The sequence below is a fragment of the Hymenobacter arcticus genome (assembly GCF_054779975.1).
Map to the genome: position 1 here is coordinate 94445 of NZ_BAAGXF010000004.1, position 19283 is coordinate 113727.

A 19283-nucleotide genomic window follows, 5' to 3' on the forward strand; every position below is an offset into this window, starting at 1 on the left:
GTGAGAAAACCGAGCTAAAAGTAATGCTGGCTCCGCTGGTAAATTCTCCTTCATAGATACCTAAATTCCACTGACCGTTGCAAGCCATCCAAGAAGCCGCCGCCTATATTCAGGCCCATTCTGCTAATTTTCAACCTACTACCGGCATCATCCTCGGCACTGGCCTGGGCGCGCTGGCCAAAGAGGTCGACGTGGCGTTTGAAATCAACTACACCGACATCCCCCATTTCCCGCACTCGACGGTGGAGAGCCACGCCGGCCGCCTGCTGTTGGGCACGCTTGGCGGCCACAAAGTAGCCGTGCTGCAAGGCCGCTTTCACTACTACGAGGGCTACACCATGCAGCAGGTGGTGTTGCCGGTGCGGGTACTTAAATTACTTGGTATCAGCCAGTTATTTGTAAGCAATGCGGCGGGCGGGCTCAACCCCGAGTTCGCGCTGTCGGATTTGATGCTGATTGACGACCACATCAACCTGCTACCCGGCAACCCGCTTACCGGCCCCAACCTGGATGAGCTGGGCCCGCGCTTCCCCGACATGTTTGCGCCGTATGATGGGGACTTGCTGGCCCGGGCGCGCGCCGCGGCAGTAGCCCTGGGCCAAAACAGCACCACCCAGCGCGGCGTGTACGTGGCCGCACCCGGCCCCATGCTCGAAACCCCCGCCGAATACCGCTACCTGCGCACCATCGGGGCCGATGCCGTGGGCATGAGCACCGTGCCCGAGGTCATTGCCGCCCGCCACATGGGTTTGCCCGTGCTGGCCGTGTCGGTCATTACCGACCTGTGCTATCCCGGTCAGCTCAAGCCCGTGGTTATCAGTGAAATACTGGCCGCCGCCGCCGCCGCCGAGCCTCGCCTCACGGCCCTAATGAAGGCGCTGCTGGCTGGCTAACAGCGCTTCCGCCTGCTGCCAGTCGGGCAGCAGGCGGGTTTGCAGGGCGTAAAACCGGGCAGAGTGGTCGGGCACCAGCAGGTGGCAGCACTCGTGCACCAGCACGTAGTCGATGCACGCCTCGGCGGTGCGCACCAGGTCCACGTTGAGGCGAATGCGGCCCGTGGTGGGCGTGCAGCTGCCCCAGCGCGTCTGCATTCGGCGCACGAATAGCGTGGGCACCGGCAGCTTAAACTCCGCAAACCGGGGCCAGATGCGCGCCAGTGCCTGCGCAAACTGCGCGGCCGCTTGCCGCTGGTACCAGCCAGCCAGCAGCGCCGCGGTGCGTTCGGGCGCGTGGGGTGCGGGGTAGGCTATTAGCAGTTGGTTATCCAGCAGCTGCACGGCTGGCCGTGGCGAGTCAGCTACTTCTAAGCTATAGTGTTGACCCAAAAATAGTTGTGGTTCGCCGCTGAGGTACTGGCGGGTGGGCGCGGCCGGCCGCGCCGCCTGAAACCGGGCCTGGTGCTTCAGTATCCAGGGAGCTTTGCGCAGCACCTGTTCGGCCACCCAGGCGGCCGGGGTGCCCAGGGGCGCGGCTACGTGCACCGCGCCGGTAGCCAGCACCCGGAAGCCTACGCTGCGCCGCCGGCGAAATTCGAGGTGGTAGACTACCTCGTGCGGGCCGTAGCGCACGGTGTGTTGGGTGGGAGCAGGGGCAATTTTGGGCATCAATAATCCAGTTTGGCGCTACGCCTACTTCAATATCACCCGGCGCTCGTCGCTGACCAGCACGGTGAACACGCCGATGCCGCCCTGCACGGTGCTGTGGATGCCCGAAGGCTGCGAAAACGGGTTGCCATTGGCATTGCGCGCATCGCGTATCGACTGCCGGAAGTCATAAAACAGCGAGTCGATGTGGTAGAGGGTAGCCGTGATGGTGTCGTTGGGCCGGAAGCGGTAGCTGGTTACCTGCGAGTAGGGCTGGCCATTGAACAGCCGGTCGGTGAGGGTGTTATCGGTTTCGGAGTTGTTGGCGGGCTTGCCCTTGTGCAGCATAATGCGGTAGTAGTCGTTGGTAGCGCCGGCATCGGTCCACTTGGTTTGGAAGTACGCCTTCTTGTTGTCGCCGGTGAGGTCGTTGAAGCGGTAGCGCACCGAGTCGATGGGCACGAGCGTGGGCACAATGGTAGTGCCCGTGATGTGTCGCCCGCGCTTGTCCTGCGCATCGAGGCCAAATTGCTGGCCCGCCCGCGCCGTAATGGGGGCCGTGCCAATATGCGTAAAATACTTGCCGGTAATCGGGTTGATGCCGGGTAAGAAAATCATCTTCATAGTGCGCCCGCCGGGCAGCGTAAGCGTCACCGACACGTCGGTGGGTAGCTGCACCGTTTGCCCGTTCTCCAGCTTTAATAGTTGCGAGCCAGCCGCAACGGCCTGGCCATCATCGAGGTACGGTACCGACTCGGTGATGGTGAGCTGCGGTATTACGCCGTTTTGCAGGTAGCATTCGGCCACGAGCTGATTGGCGTAGTAGGGCAGGGGCACGTTCACATCGTTCTGAAACTTACCACAGCCCGCCAGCCCCAGTAGCCCGGCCCCAACTACCAATCCTCCAAAGCCAAAACTCAGTAAACGCATAATTATCAATACTTTAACTAATAGACAATAAATAAGAAAGTCCCACTCCGCAGGAGCACAGCTGCGAAGTCCGTCAACTCCACTTGAATCTGCGGTTAGAGTTTGAAATTGTACGTTACGGAGGGGATGAATGGGAACAGCGACACCTGCTGGGCCCGGTAGCCGGTCACCTGGTCGGTGGCCTTGTCGCGGGTTTGGTCGAAGTAGATGAAGTAGGCGTTGCGCCGGTTGTAGGCGTTGTATATGCTAAATGTCAGGTCGCGCTCGCCGCCGATGCGCGAGGGCCGCAGCTTGTATACCATGCCCAGGTCGAGGCGGTGGTAGGGGATGAGCCGGTACGAGTTGCGGTCGGGATACACGGGAATGGCCTGAATGCCACCCTGGTAAATATCCTGAATGGCGAAGCGCCCCAGCGGCAGCGTAGTGGGCGCACCGCTGGTATATACAAAGCTGGCCGTGAGGTTGATGCGCGCATTGAGTTGGTGAATAACCACCACCGTCAGGTTGTGCCGCCGGTCGTAGTTGGGGTAAAAATCCTTGCCGTTATTGATGCCCGTAGTGCCCAGCTGCGGCGGAAAGTTGCGCTTGGTCCAGGCCAGGGTGTAGCCGACCCAGCCGGTGGTTTTGCCGGTTTTTTTCTCCAGGTACAGCTCGTTGCCGTAGGCCCAGCCGCGCCCGAACAGGAATTGCGAGTCGAGGTTGTTGTTGGCAAAAATCTGCGCGCCGTCCTTGAAGTCAATCTGGTTGCTGGCCCATTTATAATATACCTCATTGGTTAGCAAGTACTTGCCACCACCCAGCAAAAAGCTGGCCCCCGTGCTCACCTGCTGCGAGCGCTGCGGCAGCACCGATAGCCGCGACGGATACCAGATATCGGTGGGCAGCGACGCGCCCGAGTTCGACACCAGGTGCACGTACTGGTACATGAGCGCGTAGCTGCCTTTGAGGGCAATGTTGTCGCTGAGTGAGTAGCGGGCCGAGAGGCGGGGCTCCAGGCCGCCGTGCAAGTCGGTGCCGCTGCGGAAGCCCGTGGCGCGCAAGCCCAGCTCTGCTTGTAACTTCTCGCTAACCTTCACGTTATCAGAGACATAGATGCCACCCTCCTGGCCGGTGTAGCTCACATCGGACCCGAAGTTTACGCTATTGTCTTGCGAGCTGCGCTGTAGGCGGCCCACCCCAAAGTTGTGGTGCGTGAGCGCCGCCCCCAGCTTGATGGTGTGCCGGTCGTTGGGCAGGTAGTCGAGGTCGGCGCGCCCGGTGTAGTCCAGGATGGTCGAGCCCAGGTCGAAGCTGAACTGGTCGAGGCTATTGCCCAAATTGTACTTATAGTTGCTCACCGAAGCCGTGGTATTCAGCGTGAGCCGGGGCGAGTACACGTGCTGCCAGCGCAGCGCGCCCAGCGTGTTGCCCCAGGTAAACTGAGCCTGGAAGCCATTGGGCGAGGTAAAGCCGAACACGTCGCGCCCCAGGTAGCCGGTCAGAAACAGCTGGTCTTTCTCACCCAGCGTGTAATTACCCTTGGCGTTGAAGTCATAGAAATAGTAATCTGGGATGGGCGAGTAGTCTTCCTTGCCCGCGTTGGCGCGGTTGAGGGCGCGGGTAAAAATGTCGAAATACGTGCGCCGGCCGCTCACGATAAACGAGCCTTTACCCTTCTGAATAGGTCCCTCGAAGCTGAGGCGCGACGAGATGAGGCCGATGCCGCCCGTGGTCACAAACTTGCTGCGGTCGCCCTCGCGCAGCTTCACATCGACCACCGACGAAAGCCGTCCCCCAAACTGTGCCGGAAAGCCCGCCTTGTACAAATCGACGCTCTGCACGGCATCGGAGTTAAACACCGAGAACAGCCCAAACAAGTGGTTGGGATTGTACACTACCACGTTGTCCACCAGCACCAGGTTCTGGTCGGACGAGCCGCCGCGCACGAATAGCCCGCTGCTGCCCTCGCCGCCGCTCTGCACGCCGGGCTTGAGCTGCAAGGTCTTCAGGATATCGACCTCGCCAAACAGCGCCGGCAGCAGCTTGGCCTCCCGAATGCTGAGGTGTTCGACGCCCATCTGGGTCGATTGAAGCTTCTCCTTCAGCGTTTGCTGGCCCTGCACCACCACTTCGCCCAGCTCGCTGGTAGCCACGGCCAGTGTAAAATTGTGTTGCTGCGGCCGGCGTAGGTTCACGCTCAGCGTTTGCGACGCGTAGCCCACAAACGACACCACCACCTGCTGTGGTCCCTCGGGCAGGCTCAGGCTAAACCGGCCATCGGCGCTGGTAGCGGTGCCCAGGCTCAGGGCCGGCACCGCTACCGACGCGCCGGGCAGCACGCCCCCATCGGCCCCACGCACCAGGCCGCTCAGCACGTGCTGCGCCTGCGCCCAGCCCAGGCGCGGAGCAGCCAGCCACAGCATTCCCGTAATTACTAATCCGTACTGACGCGATTTTCCGAACATACTCAAAATTACGCTTTTCCAAGCGGCAATTCATCAAACCCCCATGTGGAAAAGCAAGTTCGACAGGTGCCACAAACTGAACCAATCAGCTGCCTGCCGTTGGCCATTTATTCCAGTTTTAGTACATAAAGTTCAAGAAGGAGTTTGTTTTCAGTACAAAATATCGGCGGCCTAGTACATGCAGGGTGACATAGCGCGCTTTTTGGTGCGGCCACTTTCCCCGGCACCAAAGCGCCCAGCCACCACGAGGCAGCCGGGCGCTGAAGCCAGTGGAAGGCCATAACTAGCGCAAATGCTGGCTCACGGCCTGCCCAATCTGGGCGGCGGGCACTACGCCCGCCTGCCGCCACACCGGCTTGCCCTGGCTGAATAGGATGAGCGTAGGAATGCTCTGTACCTTGAATTGCTGGGCCACGGCGGGGTTCTTGTCTACGTCGATTTTGATGATGCGCAGCTTGCCTTCGTGCTGGGTAGCCACCTGTTGCAGAATGGGGGCCATCGTTTTGCAGGGGCCGCACCAGTCGGCAAAAAAATCGACCAGCACGGGCATACCGGGGCTGTTGATGAGTTCGGAAAAAGACTTGCGGGGCATGGCGTTTTGAATGAGGAGTTGAAAAGTATGAATTAGGCGCTTGGCGTGTGCGGAGGGGCGCCTTTTCCTAGGGGTACTTATTTTCGTGGCTACCCAGTGTACGTTCGCCGTTACTAAACAGCGGTTGCGCCCCGTTGGCTAATCGCGCAATAGCCGGGCTTTTAATTCCTATATTCTCTACTCCTCATTAATTCTCCCCTCACCCGCCCGCCGGCCTGGCTGCACCCCTTGTTTCCGGGCAGCGAGTGGCGCGGCGCGCCGGCCGGCCCCACGGGCCGCCCGCGCCTCTACCTTACCTTCGACGACGGCCCCATTCCGGAAGAAACGCCCTGGGTGCTGGCGCAACTGGCCGCCTACCAGGCGCCGGCCACGTTTTTTTGCGTGGGCGACAACCTGGCCCGCCACCCCGATATAGCCCGCGCCGCCCTGGCCGCCGGCCACCGCCTCGGCAACCACACCCAGCACCACCGTAGCGCCTGGAACACGCCCCGCGCCGATTACTTAGCCGGCGTAGCCGAGTGCGGAAGGAATTTAGAATTGGTAATGAGGAAGGAGGAATTGACCTTACCGCCCGAGTCAGGCTCCGTAATCGCTGCAAACCCAATTCCTCCTTCTTCATTCCGAATTTCAAATTCATCAAAACTCTTCCGCCCGCCCTACGGCCGGCTCACCTGGCCAGTGCTGCGTGCGCTGCGGCCGCACTACCGCGTGGTCATGTGGAGCCTGCTCACCCGCGACTACGACCCCGACCTGGCGCCCGAGCGCGCCCTGCGCCTTACGCTGGCCGCCACCCGGCCCGGCGATATCCTGGTGCTGCACGACTCGCGCAAGGCCAGTCGCTCATTGCGCTTTTTGCTGCCGCGCCTGCTGGCGCACTACAGTGAGCGCGGGTTTGAGTTTGGGCTGGTGTAGCGCCGGAAGCGCGGCGGCTACTTTTGCGGCACTGTTTTTCGTGATGCTGTGGGGGGAATCTGTCTTTTTTACTGCGTGCTGTGGCTGCTCGTAATGGCCCACGCCACCTGGCGGCTGGCCACGCGGCGCGGCGCGGCGGCCCCGGCGGCGCTGCCTACGCCCGCGCCCCGCGTGAGCATCCTGGTGGCAGCCCGCAACGAGGAAGCGGCGCTGCCCCGCTGCCTGGCCAGCCTGCGCGCCCTTGACTACCCAGCCGAGCTGGTCGAAATCCTGGTTGGCGATGATGCCAGTACCGACCGCACCCGCGCCGTAGCCGAGGCTGCACTGGCCGGCTTCGCGGGCCGCTACCAAGTCATCACCATCACCGAAAACCTGGGCCAGGCGCGCGGTAAGGCCAACGTATTGGCCCACCTGGCCCGCGCTGCGCAGGCCGATTACCTGCTCCTTACCGATGCTGACATTGCCGTGCCGCCCACCTGGGTGCTGGCCATGCTGGCCCATGCTGCGCCCGGCGTGGGCACCGTCACGGGCCTCACGGTGGTAGCGGGCTTCGGCTGGTTGGCCCGCCTGCAAGGGCTCGATTGGCTTATGTCCTTGGCCCTCATTCAGGTGGGCACCGAAACTGGGCAACCCATGACGGCAATGGGCAACAACATGCTCCTCACTCGCGCCGCCTACCAGGCCACCGGCGGCTACGAGGCGCTGCCCTTCTCCGTCACCGAAGACTTTGCTTTGTTTGAAGCCGTGAACGCGCAGGGGTTTGGCTATCGGCAGCTGTTTGAGCCGGCGGTGCGGGCGGTGTCGCTGCCCGCTGCCTCGTGGGACGCGTTGGTGCGGCAGCGGCTGCGCTGGCTGCGCGGCGTGGCGGCGCTGCCCTGGCACATACAGGCGGGCCTGGTATTTTTTAGTGGCTACTGGCTGGCGGCGCTAGGCCTGGCGGCGGCTGGCCAGCTAGGGCTGGCCCTGGTTGCACTAGGGTTGAAAATTGCCGGTCACTACGCCTTGGCGCGGGCCGCCAGCCGCCGTGCCGGGCTGCCGCGCCCGACGTGGTGGTGGCTGCCCGCGTTTGAGATTTATTCGCTGGTCCTTACCACCCACCTCACGCTGGCTCGCCTGCTGGGCCGTCGCGGTGTAGAGTGGAAAGGCCGTAATTATCAATGAGTTAAGTAGTAGCGTGTGATGAACAATGAGCAAAACCCCCGGCAACAGGAGCCGGTACCATGCGTGATTCAACCCATTGAGCCGGCCGCTACCTACGCCCTACGCCACGCTGTGCTGTGGCCCGATAAGCCGCTGGCCTACGTGCAGCTGCCCGACGATGCGGCCGGCCAGCACTTTGGCGCGTTCGTGGCAGGGGCGCTGGTAGCGGTAATTTCGCTGTTTGTGGAGGCCGATGGGGTGGCGCGCTTCCGCAAGTTTGCCACCGACCCGGCCTGGCAGAGGCGGGGCCTGGGCACGGCGCTACTGCGGCACGTGCTAGCCGCTGCCCGGGCGCAGGGCGCGCACACGCTGTGGTGCGATGCCCGCCAGCATACGCTGCCCTTTTACCAACGCTTTGGCCTGGCAGCCGAAGGAGCCGTTTTTTACAAAGGCAACGTACCGTACCTACGGATGAGTTGCTTGCTTAATTGAACTAAAATCTTGACAATGAATTTAATAGAAACTCACGCGCATCTTTACTCCGAGCAGTTCAAGCCCGACCAGGCCGAAGCGCTGCACCGCGCCGTGGCGGCCGGCGTGGGCACCATTTTGATGCCCAACGTGGACCGCACCACCATCGACGCCATGCTGGAGCTGGAGGCCGCCGCGCCCGCCACCTGCCTGGCTATGATGGGCCTACACCCCTGCTCCGTGGGTCCCGATTTTGAAAAGGAGCTGCAACTAGTGGCAGACTGGCTGGCCCGCCGCCCCTTTGTAGCGGTGGGGGAGTGCGGCATCGACCTCTACTGGGACAAGACCTATCTGCCTCAGCAGCAGGAAGCGCTGCGCACCCAGCTGCGCCTGGCCAAGCACTACGACCTGCCCATTGTGCTGCACACCCGCAGCGCCTTCGAGGAGGCGTTCGAGCTGGTGGCCGAGGCCCAGGATGGTACCCTGCGCGGGGTGTTCCACTGCTTTTCCGACGGCGTGGCCGAGGCCGAGCGCATTATCGCGCTGGGCGGCTTCAAGCTGGGTATCGGCGGCGTGGCCACCTTCAAAAATGGGGGCTTAGATAAAGTGCTGCCCCACATTGACTTAGCTCACCTGGTACTCGAAACCGACTGCCCCTACCTGGCCCCCGTGCCCTACCGCGGCAAACGCAACGAGCCCGCCTACCTGCCGCTGGTGCTGCACCGAGTGGCCAGCCTGCTGGGGCAGTCGCCCGAGGCCGTGGCCGCCGCCACCACCCATAACGCGCAGGAGCTGTTTCGGCTGCCCACAGTTTAAAAAACGCTGATAAACTGCGCGTTGGCTTTTACAACGCCTTGCGCGAAAAAGCACTTTATGCCCCTCGACCTGCCCCTGCTCACGCTGCCTACCGCTGCCGCCGCCACCGATGCCACTGCTCCGCGCCTGCTCATCCTCTACACCGGTGGCACGGTGGGCATGGTCATCAATGAGCGCCAGGAGTTGGTGCCCATGCACTTCGAAAAGCTGGATAGCCAGCTGCCCGAGCTGCGCCAGCTGCCCTACCGCCTGGAGCTATTGGCCCTGCCCCAGCTCATCGACAGCAGCAACGTGACGCCCGCCGACTGGCTGCTGCTGGCCCGGCTCATCGGCCACCACTACGCCGATTTCGACGGCTTCGTGGTGCTGCACGGCACCGATACGATGGCGTATTCGGCGGCGGCGCTCAGCTTTTTGCTCGAGCACCTGGGCAAGCCCGTGGTGTTTACCGGGGCACAGGTGCCGGTGGGCCGCACCCGCTCCGACGCCGCCCGTAACCTACTCACGGCCTTGGAGATAGCTGCCGCCCGCCACCCCCGCGCCCACACCGTGCGGATGCCCGAGGTGGGGTTGTTTTTCAACGATGTGCTCATCCGGGGTACCCGCGCCAAAAAGGTGGAGAGCCAGCAGTTTGCCGCCTTCAAGAGCGAAAATTACCCGCCGCTGGCCCGCGCCGGCATCAACCTCGATTTCAACGACAAAAGCATCCGGCTGCTGCCCGCCGCCCAGCTGCACGTGCACCAGCAGCTAGAGGAGAAAGTGGCCGTGCTGCGGCTGTTTCCCGGCATCACGGCGGCCGTGGTGGGGGCCGTGCTGGGCGTGCCCGGCCTGCGCGGCTGCGTGCTCGAAACCTACGGCTCGGGCAACGCGCCCACCACGCCCTGGTTTTTGGAGTGCCTGGCAACAGCTTGTCAGCGTGGGGTTTATATCCTCAACGTGAGCCAGTGCGAGGAGGGCCGCGTGGTGCAGGGCCGCTACGAAACCAGCGCCCACCTCACCGACTTGGGCGTAATCGGGGGCGACGATATTACCACGGAGGCGGCCATCACCAAGCTTATGTTTGTGCTGGGCCTGGGCTGCGGCGAGGCCGAAACGCGCCACCTGCTCAGCCACGACCTGCGCGGTGAGATAAGCCCCGGGTAGGGGCCAATACCGCACTTTTCTACCCAAAAACGCAGTAGCCGACAACCAAAATCCCCAACCTTTCCCTATCTTTGCACCCCCATTCAGAGAGGTGTCCGAGTGGTCGAAGGAGCACGCCTGGAAAGTGTGTATAGCCCAAAAGGTTATCGTGGGTTCGAATCCCATCCTCTCTGCTAAAAACCCCGTTTCCAGCCTGGAAATGGGGTTTTCCTTTTAGGAAAGAATGGTTTTAGCGGACCTGGTAGCCGCCACCTCAGTATCTTGGTGGGCATGAAATCCTTACTACTAGTCTGCGGCCTGCTGTTGGCTGGCGTGGCCCACGCGCAAAAGAATTCGACCCCGCTGCCTTCAGCACCTATCGTATACTGCATGCTGGTGGTAGAGGGCTCGACTTTCAGCGCCATATAAGCTGTCATTAGACTACGGGCAGAACCAGAAAGTGCCCATGCAAGACGTTGCGCTGGCCGAGGTGGCCGGGCAGGTAAGGCGTTTCACGTCCGTGCCGGCGGGCCTCAACTACCTCTACAGCCTCGGGTAGGAATGTGTGCAAACCGCCACGCTTCCCAATGAAACATCGGGGCACTACGTAGAAGGCGAGATTGGATATTTGCTTCGCCGCAAGCTCTAGCACTTTGGCCGCGGCACCTAAGCCGCCCAGTAGTAAGCTGCTTTTGCCAACGGGTAATAGCCTGGTGTTAGATTGCTATGTATCAAATAGTGAAGGTGTTATTTGGGTTGATAAGTCTAGCTGGGTTGCTGTCATTTGCTGGGCTGATGATGTATTTGGCCCTGTACCGGTCAACGGACTTGTTACCCGACAGGCTGGAGGAGGAGAATCGGGCGTGGGCCAGTAAATGGCTCAGCCGAGTTGTCATCGGCTTATTCATTGCCTTCGGGCTCCTCTTAGGAGCGGGCTTCCTGAATCTGGACTAGCGAGTTCTCCGGGTTTTCCGGTTTCCAGAATCCTATTGCCCAACGAGTCGGGGCCTGGGGTGGCAGCGGGCAGCGTATTCCGGTAGGCGAGAATAATTTGTTGGCTTTCCGCTGGGCTAGCGCTACTCAAGTATGCGGTGAGCGCTTTTTTGCACATGCCTACCTTGCCCGCATGAAACACCTGCTTCTCGCCCTCCTGCTCAGCCTGCCCTGGTTGCCCGCCCAGGCGCAGGAAGCGGTGCCCACGGCCTCTGCATTTCCTTATCGCTACGCCGTGCTGGTAGCAAACGACCGCTATTTCTCGGCCCGAAACCGGCTGGCGCTTGACTATGGCCAGGCAGTAAAAGGGGCCGTGGCCGAGCCCGAAATGGCTGAGATGGCGAAAAATATCAACGGCTCCACATCGGTTGTCGATGCCCTTAACTACCTGGCCCGGCATGGCTGGGAGTTGCTGAGCACCACAAATGTGCCGGGCGATGCTAGCGGCAGTACCTCCCAGTATATCAGCTCAGAAACGCGCTACCTGCATCGGCGGCGCCTCCCTGCGCCATAGCCGCGCCGTGGGCGAGCGGGCGCCTGGAGGAGCGGGTAGCGGGCGTGGCGGTAGCGCCCTGGTTACGTAGCCCGCGAAGGCTTAAGTAGCAGATTGATAGCGTATTTCTATAAAGGGTGGCTCCCATTCGCGCCAGCGCCCGCTGGCTGCGGCTGCGCTGCGCCTTCCCAAAAGCATAACACTGGCGTAACCGGCTGACTCGGGTTTGGCTCCCACTTTTGTGCGTCACTCTTCCCTCTTTGCCTTTTCCATGAAGCAATTTCTCACCCGGTTCGCCTCCCTGGCGTTGCTGGCCACGCTGGCCGTTTCCTGCGCCAAAAACGAGGTCGCCACGCCCACTGTCACCCCCAGCAGCACCGCCACGGCCGATGCTACGGCCACCCGCGACAGTAACCTGGCCCTGGGCAACCCCAGTGGCGCGGTAGCCAGCACCTCATCCCCCAGCAACTACCTGCTGACCAAAACCCAGTACACCCTGTCCTACAACCGCGACCAGGGCCGGCCCAACTGGGTGAGCTGGCACCTCAGCTCGGCCTGGCAGGGCTCCACGGCGCGCCAGGACAATTTCTCGCCCGATGCGAGCTTGCCCAGCGGCTGGTACCAGGTGAAGACGAGCGACTACACCGGCTCGGGCTTCGACCGCGGCCACAACTGCCCCTCGGCCGACCGCACGGGCTCAGTGGCCGATAACTCGGCTACCTTCTTGATGACCAATATGATGCCTCAGGCTTCCGTCAATAATCAGCAGACCTGGGCGGGGTTGGAAAACTACTGCCGCACGCTCACGGCGGCCGGCAATGAGCTCTACATCGTGTGCGGCTCCTATGGCAAGGGCGGCACCGGCGTCAACGGCTACGCCACTACCATCGCCGGCGGCAAGGTAACCGTGCCGGCCAACTGCTGGAAAGTAGTGGTGGTGCTCCCCAACGGCAGTGGCGACGTGTCGCGCGTGACGACCAGCACCCGCGTAATTGCCATCAACACGCCCAACACAACCGCAGTAAGCACCGCCTGGGGCAGCTACCGCACCAGCGTCGATGCCATTGAGGCCGCCACCGGCTACGACCTGCTGTCGGCGCTTTCCACCAGCGTGCAAGCCTCGCTGGAGGCCAAAACCGACGCGGGCCCAACCAACTAAGGCCGCCTGAAGCAGGCCGTGAGCGCCTACACCCAACAAAAAACCCCGCCAGCACGTGCTGACGGGGTGTTTGCGTTGCAAATGAGTTGCAGGCCTTTACGATGATTGGCTAAGCAGAAAGGTAGCGTGCTGACTTTCAGTGTTTCGCCTGCCGTCAGCGTTGGCTAGCCTCAGATTTTCACGTCGTAGCGGTCGAGCATCATCACCTTGTCCCAGGCTTTCACGAACGCTTTCACGAAGCGCTTATGGCCATCGCTGCCGGCGTATACTTCAGCCACGGCGCGCAGCTGGCTATTAGAGCCAAATACGAGGTCCGACCGGGTCGCCACAAAGCGGCTTTCGCCCGTTTTGCGGTTTTCGAGCGAGAAGGTCATTCCCTTCATATCCGCCTTCTTCCAGTCATATTCCGTGCTGGTGAGCACCGTGAAGAAGTCGTTGGTGAGCACGCCCACGCGGTCGGTGAAGACGCCGTAGGGCGAGCCGTCGTGGTTGGCGTTCATCGCCCGCAGGCCGCCCGTCAGCGCCACCCACTCGGGCGAGGTGAGCGAGAGCAGGTGCGCCTTGTCGAGGAATAGTTCCTCGGGCGAAACGTTCTGCGAAATTTCCGAGAACCCTTTGTCGAGGTAGTTACGGAAACCATCGGCCACGGGCTTCAGCCACGTAAACATCTCAATATCAGTGAGGTCCTGCGTAGTGTCGCGGCGGCCCGGGGTGAAGGGCACCTCGGTAGCCACGCCCGCATCAGCAGCCGCTTTTTCAAGCGCCGCGCAGCCACCCAGCACAATGAGGTCGGCGAGCGAAACGTGCTTGCCACCGGTTTGCTGGCCGTTAAACTCGTCATATACCTTACGCAAAGCGGCGATAACCGGCACCGTGCGGCGGTTTACGGCCCAGTCTTTCTGCGGAGCCAGCGCGAGCCGGCCGCCGTTGGCCCCGCCGCGCTTGTCGCTGCTGCGGTGCGTAACGGCCGCCGAAAAGGCCGTATACACCAAGTCAGAAACCGAAATGCCCGAAGCCAGAATCGACTGCTTCAGCGCCGCGATATCCGCCGCGTCGATTACCGCGTAGTCGGCCACCGGAATGGGGTCCTGCCACAGCAGGTCGTTTTCGTTCACCTTCTCGGGGCCGAGGTAGCGCTCGCGCGGGCCCATGTCGCGGTGGGTCAGCTTGTACCAGGCCTTGGAGAAGGCTTGGGTAAAGGCGTCGAAATCGTTGAGGAATTTCTCGCACACCGCGCGGTACTCGGGGTCTACCTTGAAGGCGATGTCCGTCGTCATCATCATCAGGTCGTTCATCTGACCGGGAATGTGTGCGTCGGGCGTCTTGGGCGCGTTCTTGTCAACCGGGGTCCATTGCAGGGCACCGGCTGGGCTCTTGGTCTGCTCCCATTCAAACTTAAACAGGTTGGTGAGGTAGTCGTTGTCCCACTGCGTCGGGTTCGGCGTCCAGCTGCCCTCGATGCCGTTAGTCATCGTGAACTCGGCGTTGCCGGTGCCCTCAGGGTTGTGCCAGCCCAGGCCCATGAGTTCCATCGGCGCAATCTCGGGTGGAGCCCCGATTTCGGTCGATTTCACCATGCCGTGGCTCTTGCCGAAGGCGTGGCCGCCAGCAATGAGGGCCACGGTTTCCTCGTTGTTCATGGCCATGCGCGTGAACGTCACGCGGATGTCGCGGGCCGAGCCCATCGGGTCGCCGTTAGCATAAGGACCTTCGGGGTTCACGTAAATCAGGGCTTGGTGCGAGGCCGCCAGCGGGTTCTCCAGGTCGTAGTCGGCATCGCCATTCTGGCCGCGCCAGCGCTTGTCGCGCGTTACCATCTCATCAAACGCATCCGCTTTCGCGAGGTCCTTGTACACCTCGGGGCCCCAGTAGGTGGCATTATCAGCCTCCCAGGCATCGTGGCGGCCCCCGGCGAAGCCGTAAGTAGGGAAGCCCATAATTTCCAGCGCGCAGTTGCCGGTCAGCACAATAAGGTCGGCCCAGGACAGGGCGCTGCCGTACTTCTGCTTAATGGGTGCGATGAGGCGGCGCGACTTGTCGGTGTTGCCGTTGTCCCACCAGCTGTTGATGGGCGCGAAGCGCTGCAAGGCTTCGCCCGCGCCGCCGCGGCCGTCGGCAATGCGGTAGGTGCCGGCCGAGTGCCAGGCCATCCGAATCATCTGCGGGCCGTAGTTGTGGTAGTCCGACGGCCACCAATCCACCGAAGAAGTCAAAAAGCCTTTGATTTCCTGCTTCAACTCCTCCAGGTTGATGGAGTTGAACGCCTCGGCGTAGTTGAAGTCATCGCCGAGCGGGTTGGCCTGCGGGCCGTTCTGATGCAGCTGCTCCACCTTCAGCCGGTTGGGGTACCAGTCAGACAGGGCGGGTGGCGAGCCATCTGCGCCGCCGATGCGGTCGCCGCCGAAAGGGCATTTGCCCTGCATATCAAACGTTTTGGTGTTGGTCTTATCGTGGCTTATGTTGAGCATTATTATTTCCGCTAAAATGGATTTTGGTGAACAAACGTAGGTTCTGTTCCAACTGTTTTGCTTCCGCTGTATCGACTGGTTTTTCTGCTTCCATAACACAGCAAAGGCACTTTGTTCTTATTCGCTCTTGCCCAAATTCCTTGCGCCGCACGCGTTTTGTAACTAGTTATCCCTAATTTTTACCTCTTAGTTCAAATCGTCGGCCTAGGCTTTGGGAATAGGTGCCGAGTAGTCGCCAGCTCCGGCGAATATAGAATGCATAACAACGCATAATATCAAGCTATTATAAGCGGCAGATACGAAAGAGCTGGCTCATAAATCAGCCTAGAAAACTTAAACGGCCACGCGGCTTAAGCTTGGCTTAGCGTTAGCTTAAATTTTGGTTAAACTTCGGCTGGCCGGCTTTTTTGCGAGTTGCTACGTAATCTCCCCATCCTATACCAGCAAGCCGCGGCGGCCAGCAACTGTGGCCCGCACGCTCGAAACCCAGCCTTGCAGGCAGCTTGATGGCGTATCCATTCAGGCGTAGTCTGGCCCGTGGCTGAACCGGGAAAAGCGCAGTAACTCAAGCCCAGCAGGGCGCGCCCTTTACCGCTGCTCCAGCCCGCCCAGCAGCACCGTGATGATGTTGCTTTCCAGCTCTTCGGCCGTGAGGCCCCGGCCCGGCCGGTACCACAACTCCACCCAGCGCACCGCCGACAGCACCGTAAACAGCGCCACAGACGCATTGACGGGCCGAAACTCGCCGGCCGCAATACCCGCCTCAATGAGCGCCGCGAAGCCTTTTTCGTAGCTCTTGCGGGCCTGCTTAAACTCGGTGAGGCGCGGCTCGGGCAGGTATTTCCAGTCGTGGTTGGCCACCGATACGGCCGCGCCATCCTCCACCATCAGCCGGATGTGCAGGCGCACCAGCGATTTTATCTTCTCGCCGTACGGAATGGCAGTATGCTCTATTTCACGTAGTTGTGAAATATACGTGTCCGAAATACGGAAGCAGATAGTATCCAGCAGCTCGTCTTTCGACTTGATGTGGTTGTACATGCTGGCGGCCTCCATGCCCACCTGCCCGGCCAGGTCGCGCATCGACGTGCCGCTGTAGCCCCGGTCCTTGAAGAGCTTGGCAGCTTCGGCCAGAATCAGCTCGCGCTTGACCGATTTTTTCATTTTAACCATGGCGGGTGGGAGGGAGAGTAGCCGCAAAGTTACTGCCTCGTGCGCCATGCTAACGAATGTTCGTTAATAGTCTTGCGGCGTTTTGGGGCTTGCCGTGCCACTCACCATCCGCGAAATCAACCCGTGGTCCTTGGTAATTTCTGACCACACCACGCCCACCACGTGCAGCACGATGTAGCCGATAATGAGGTACATCGTCACATTGTGCACTTCCTCCGCCGTGTGCTTCACGCTGCCCAGGAAAGGCAGGTCATCGGCAAACGTCAGCACCAGCCCCGTTACTACTATAATGGTGATAAACAGGTAGAAAGCCGCGTAGGTAAGCTTGGCTAGCAGCGCGTGGCGGGCGTCAGCGTGCTCGGCCGGGGCCGCCAGTTTGTAGCGTCGGGCAGCGGCCATCAAGCGCGCCCCAAAGCGCCGGCCGGCGGGGTCCAGCGCCTGCATCACCGTCCAAAACAACCAGAAAGCCGCCAGCGCTATGCCCATCCACACGTGCCAGGTCCAGATGCGCTCACTGATAACGTGCGCCACGGCCCGGCCCTGCTGCTGCGTAAGCGTACCGCCGCCTTTGGTAATGGCTGCTTGAAACTCGGGCACGGCCCCCTTGGCATTCACGATAACCTTCTGAAAAAGAATGGTTAGCAGCTGGCCCGATACCAAAGTGGCATTCACCCAGTGCCATGCGCGCATGGCGGCCGAGTAGTCGTGGGTGGCGGTAACGGGTGGGGCAGTAGTGGCTTGCATAAAGAGGGGGCAGTGAACCTCCTCAGACGTAATTACCCGTCTTCCTGTTACTTAAGAATGCCTTAAGAAAACTGGCTCGCCGTTTCCAACGCCTCTACTGGCTCCAGGGTGCGGCCGGGGTACACCAGCAGCGCCTGCTCCAGGCAGGTGAGGGCTAGGTCGAGGTCGTGCAGGTTCAGGATGTAGGCCAGGCGCACTTGCTGGCGGCCCAGGCCCGGCGTTTGGTAAAAGCCGTTGGCCGGTGAGAGCATGAGCGTCTGGTTTTCGTAGGCAAAATCCGTCAGCAGCCACTCGCCGAAGCGCTCAGCATCATCCACCGGCAGGTGGGCCATTACGTAGAATGCGCCGCCCGGCACGGGGCACTGCACGCCGGGCATGGCTTGCAGGCGGCGCACGGTGAGGTTGCGGCGGGCTTGGTACTCGGCCCGGTTCTCGTCAAAGTAGCTTTCGGGCAGGGCCACGGCAGCTTCGCCCAGCAACATGCCCAGGCCGGGCGGGCTGATGCGCATCTGGGCAAAGTGAAAGGCAGCCTGAAATACGCTTTTGTTGCGCGTTACGAGCGAACCTACCCGCGCCCCGCAGGCGCTATACCGCTTCGAAATGGTGTCCAGCACCACCACGTACTCGTCGCCGCCGGCTAGGTTGAGCGCACTGATGGAGCGCGCCCCGTCGTAGCAGTATTCGCGGTAGGCTTCATCCGAAAGCAAGTAAAGCTGGTGCCGTTGACACAAGCTTAGCAAGCCATCCAACTCGGTTTGCGTGTACACGTGGCCCGTGGGGTTGCTGGGGTTACAAAGCAAAATAGCCTTGGTGCGCGGCGTAATAACCTGCTCGAAATCAGCAAGTGGCGGCAGTGCAAAGCCGTTGTCGATGGTGGCCGTTACGGTCACGATTTTCACGCCCGCCGCAATGGCGAAGGCCGAGTAGGTACCGTAAAACGGCTCGGGCACCACCAACTCGTCACCGGGATTGAGGCAGGTGAGCAGCGCAAACAGGATGGCCTCACTGCCGGCTGTGGTCACCAGTATTTCCTCGGTATCTACCTCGATGCCCGCGCGGTGGTAGTAGGCCATCAGCTTCTGACGGTAGCTGTCGGTGCCCGCGCCGTGGCTGTAGGCTAGCACCCGAATGTCGGCTTTGCGCACGGCCTCAAACAGGCTGGGCGGCGTGGCAATATCGGGCTGGCCAATGTTGAGGTAGTACACCTTTTTGCCCTGCTGCTCGGCAGCCGCGGCAAAGGGGGCCAGTTTACGAAACGGGGAAACGGGCATTTCCTGCCCGCGCTGCGACACGGATAACGACATAGTACTAAATAGTTTACAGAATAGAGGTAAGCAAAAGTCCCGGCCGAGGTATCGGCCGGGACTTTGGTAGGGGAGGAGCAGCTTAGCCGTTACGCTTGTTGAGCTCGTCTCGAATTTTGGCGGCCTTTTCGTAATCTTCTTTTTCCAGCGCCTGCGCCAGCATCTTGGTCAGCTCATCGAGCGAAACCTGCCCACTGGGCTCACGCGCTTCGGCGGCCTTCGCCGCCGGGCGGGCGGCTTCGCCGTCGCTGTCGTCTTCGTCCTCCTCGTCGTGGTCGTCCTCATCCTCGCTTTCTTCGCCCGCCTCATCGAGGTCGGACAGGATGATGCCGGCTTCGCCGAGTACGCTTTCGACCGTAAAAATGGGCACGCCGAAGCGCAGGCCAATGGCGATGGCGTCGGAGGGCCGGGCGTCAATCTCAAACGTGGTAGCCCCGTCGGAGCACACGATGCGTGAATAGAAGACGCCTTCCTTGAGGTCGGAGATAACTACTTCAATAATAGCCACATGCACGTGCTCGGCAAAGGCCTTGAACAGGTCGTGCGTGAGTGGCCGGTTGGGGCTGATTTTTTCAATCTGGATGGCGATGCTCTGCGCCTCAAACATGCCGATGATAATCGGCAGGCGGCGGTTGCCATGCTTTTCGCCCAGAATGAGGGCGAAGGAGCCGGATTGCGACTGCGAGGAGGACAGGCCCAGAATTTCGAGCGGAATTTTTTTCAAGGTTCGCGGGGACGTTTTGGGTCCGGGAAACGGGTAGTAGGAGTTCTTTACGACAAATAAAGCGATTACGGCCGGAAACGGCTTACGAAAAGCGGAAAATGTCGGACAAGTAAAAAATAAGAACGTCATGCTGAGCTTGCCGAAGCATCTCTACCACGCCGTTGGAGTACTAATCCTAACGGCGTGGTAGAGATGCTTCGGCAAGCTCAGCATGA

The 19283-nt window shown here is 61.1% G+C and carries 17 protein-coding genes and 1 tRNA gene; 9 read left to right on the forward strand and 9 right to left on the reverse strand.

Features of this window, described 5'->3' with window-relative positions:
- Positions 1 to 77: 77 nt before the first annotated feature.
- Complete coding sequence (locus ACYVGC_RS09045) at positions 78 to 893, forward strand: purine-nucleoside phosphorylase (RefSeq protein WP_460583493.1); 816 nt, start codon at positions 78 to 80, stop codon at positions 891 to 893.
- On the opposite strand, the gene ACYVGC_RS09050 is transcribed toward ACYVGC_RS09045, so the two are convergent.
- The 4 genes from ACYVGC_RS09050 to trxA all read right to left on the reverse strand — a co-directional run bounded on the left by ACYVGC_RS09050 (position 867) and on the right by trxA (position 5549).
- A complete protein-coding gene (locus tag ACYVGC_RS09050) occupies positions 867 to 1604 on the reverse strand; it encodes a M48 family metallopeptidase (RefSeq protein WP_460583494.1) in 738 nt (245 codons plus the stop codon). The genes ACYVGC_RS09045 and ACYVGC_RS09050 overlap by 27 nt on opposite strands.
- 24 nt (positions 1605 to 1628) lie before the next feature.
- On the reverse strand, positions 1629 to 2513 hold the full coding sequence (locus ACYVGC_RS09055; protein ID WP_460583495.1) for a DUF4249 domain-containing protein: 885 nt from the start codon (positions 2511 to 2513) through the stop codon (positions 1629 to 1631).
- 95 nt (positions 2514 to 2608) lie between these two features.
- Positions 2609 to 4957: a TonB-dependent receptor gene (locus tag ACYVGC_RS09060; RefSeq protein WP_460583496.1), complete on the reverse strand. Its 2349-nt coding sequence runs from the start codon at positions 4955 to 4957 to the stop codon at positions 2609 to 2611.
- 283 nt (positions 4958 to 5240) lie between these two features.
- Complete coding sequence (gene trxA / locus ACYVGC_RS09065) at positions 5241 to 5549, reverse strand: thioredoxin family protein (RefSeq protein WP_460583497.1); 309 nt, start codon at positions 5547 to 5549, stop codon at positions 5241 to 5243.
- 228 nt (positions 5550 to 5777) lie between these two features.
- Between trxA and ACYVGC_RS09070 the strand changes: the two genes are divergently transcribed.
- From ACYVGC_RS09070 to ACYVGC_RS09105, 8 genes are all read left to right on the forward strand, one after another.
- Positions 5778 to 6461: a polysaccharide deacetylase family protein gene (locus ACYVGC_RS09070; protein WP_460583498.1), complete on the forward strand. Its 684-nt coding sequence runs from the start codon at positions 5778 to 5780 to the stop codon at positions 6459 to 6461.
- A 75-nt stretch (positions 6462 to 6536) separates the two neighbouring features.
- The gene (locus tag ACYVGC_RS09075) at positions 6537 to 7622 is read left to right on the forward strand and encodes a glycosyltransferase (protein ID WP_460583499.1); all 1086 of its coding nucleotides are present in this window, start codon (positions 6537 to 6539) and stop codon (positions 7620 to 7622) included.
- A 63-nt stretch (positions 7623 to 7685) separates the two neighbouring features.
- Positions 7686 to 8093, forward strand: a complete 408-nt coding sequence (locus tag ACYVGC_RS09080; RefSeq protein ID WP_460583500.1) for a GNAT family N-acetyltransferase — start codon at positions 7686 to 7688, stop codon at positions 8091 to 8093.
- 15 nt (positions 8094 to 8108) lie between these two features.
- A complete protein-coding gene (locus ACYVGC_RS09085) occupies positions 8109 to 8888 on the forward strand; it encodes a TatD family hydrolase (protein ID WP_460583501.1) in 780 nt (259 codons plus the stop codon).
- A gap of 57 nt (positions 8889 to 8945) precedes the next feature.
- Entirely contained in the window at positions 8946 to 10031 is a 1086-nt protein-coding gene (locus tag ACYVGC_RS09090) for an asparaginase (RefSeq protein ID WP_460583502.1), read from the forward strand.
- 85 nt (positions 10032 to 10116) lie between these two features.
- Positions 10117 to 10204 (forward strand) — tRNA-Ser (locus ACYVGC_RS09095).
- A gap of 932 nt (positions 10205 to 11136) precedes the next feature.
- Positions 11137 to 11517 carry a hypothetical protein gene (locus tag ACYVGC_RS09100; RefSeq protein WP_460583503.1) on the forward strand — a complete coding sequence of 127 codons (381 nt, stop codon included), beginning with the start codon at positions 11137 to 11139 and terminating at the stop codon, positions 11515 to 11517.
- A 250-nt stretch (positions 11518 to 11767) separates the two neighbouring features.
- Positions 11768 to 12655, forward strand: coding sequence for a DNA/RNA non-specific endonuclease (locus ACYVGC_RS09105; RefSeq protein ID WP_460583504.1), 888 nt, complete (start codon positions 11768 to 11770; stop codon positions 12653 to 12655).
- A 170-nt stretch (positions 12656 to 12825) separates the two neighbouring features.
- Here the strand turns inward: ACYVGC_RS09105 and katG are convergent, their stop codons facing one another.
- From katG to ACYVGC_RS09130, 5 genes are all read right to left on the reverse strand, one after another.
- Positions 12826 to 15123: a catalase/peroxidase HPI gene (katG, locus tag ACYVGC_RS09110; RefSeq protein WP_460583505.1), complete on the reverse strand. Its 2298-nt coding sequence runs from the start codon at positions 15121 to 15123 to the stop codon at positions 12826 to 12828.
- Positions 15124 to 15711: 588 nt separating this feature from the next.
- Entirely contained in the window at positions 15712 to 16287 is a 576-nt protein-coding gene (locus ACYVGC_RS09115) for a TetR/AcrR family transcriptional regulator (protein WP_460583506.1), read from the reverse strand.
- A 72-nt stretch (positions 16288 to 16359) separates the two neighbouring features.
- Entirely contained in the window at positions 16360 to 17040 is a 681-nt protein-coding gene (locus ACYVGC_RS09120; RefSeq protein WP_460583507.1) for a cytochrome b/b6 domain-containing protein, read from the reverse strand.
- A 62-nt stretch (positions 17041 to 17102) separates the two neighbouring features.
- Positions 17103 to 18344 carry a pyridoxal phosphate-dependent aminotransferase gene (locus ACYVGC_RS09125; protein WP_460583508.1) on the reverse strand — a complete coding sequence of 414 codons (1242 nt, stop codon included), beginning with the start codon at positions 18342 to 18344 and terminating at the stop codon, positions 17103 to 17105.
- A gap of 82 nt (positions 18345 to 18426) precedes the next feature.
- Positions 18427 to 19068: a bifunctional nuclease family protein gene (locus ACYVGC_RS09130; RefSeq protein WP_460583509.1), complete on the reverse strand. Its 642-nt coding sequence runs from the start codon at positions 19066 to 19068 to the stop codon at positions 18427 to 18429.
- Positions 19069 to 19283: the final 215 nt, after the last annotated feature.

What these genes read in the sequence shown, in the direction of transcription:
- ACYVGC_RS09050 (WP_460583494.1), bottom strand. Translation starts at nt 1,604, where the DNA reads ATGCCCAAAATTGCCCCTGCTCCCACCCAACACACCGTGCGCTACGGC.
- ACYVGC_RS09055 (WP_460583495.1), bottom strand. Translation starts at nt 2,513, where the DNA reads ATGCGTTTACTGAGTTTTGGCTTTGGAGGATTGGTAGTTGGGGCCGGG.
- ACYVGC_RS09060 (WP_460583496.1), bottom strand. Translation starts at nt 4,957, where the DNA reads ATGTTCGGAAAATCGCGTCAGTACGGATTAGTAATTACGGGAATGCTG.
- trxA (WP_460583497.1), bottom strand. Translation starts at nt 5,549, where the DNA reads ATGCCCCGCAAGTCTTTTTCCGAACTCATCAACAGCCCCGGTATGCCC.
- ACYVGC_RS09085 (WP_460583501.1), top strand. Translation starts at nt 8,109, where the DNA reads ATGAATTTAATAGAAACTCACGCGCATCTTTACTCCGAGCAGTTCAAG.
- ACYVGC_RS09090 (WP_460583502.1), top strand. Translation starts at nt 8,946, where the DNA reads ATGCCCCTCGACCTGCCCCTGCTCACGCTGCCTACCGCTGCCGCCGCC.
- ACYVGC_RS09100 (WP_460583503.1), top strand. Translation starts at nt 11,137, where the DNA reads ATGAAACACCTGCTTCTCGCCCTCCTGCTCAGCCTGCCCTGGTTGCCC.
- ACYVGC_RS09105 (WP_460583504.1), top strand. Translation starts at nt 11,768, where the DNA reads ATGAAGCAATTTCTCACCCGGTTCGCCTCCCTGGCGTTGCTGGCCACG.
- katG (WP_460583505.1), bottom strand. Translation starts at nt 15,123, where the DNA reads ATGCTCAACATAAGCCACGATAAGACCAACACCAAAACGTTTGATATG.
- ACYVGC_RS09115 (WP_460583506.1), bottom strand. Translation starts at nt 16,287, where the DNA reads ATGAAAAAATCGGTCAAGCGCGAGCTGATTCTGGCCGAAGCTGCCAAG.
- ACYVGC_RS09120 (WP_460583507.1), bottom strand. Translation starts at nt 17,040, where the DNA reads ATGCAAGCCACTACTGCCCCACCCGTTACCGCCACCCACGACTACTCG.
- ACYVGC_RS09125 (WP_460583508.1), bottom strand. Translation starts at nt 18,344, where the DNA reads ATGTCGTTATCCGTGTCGCAGCGCGGGCAGGAAATGCCCGTTTCCCCG.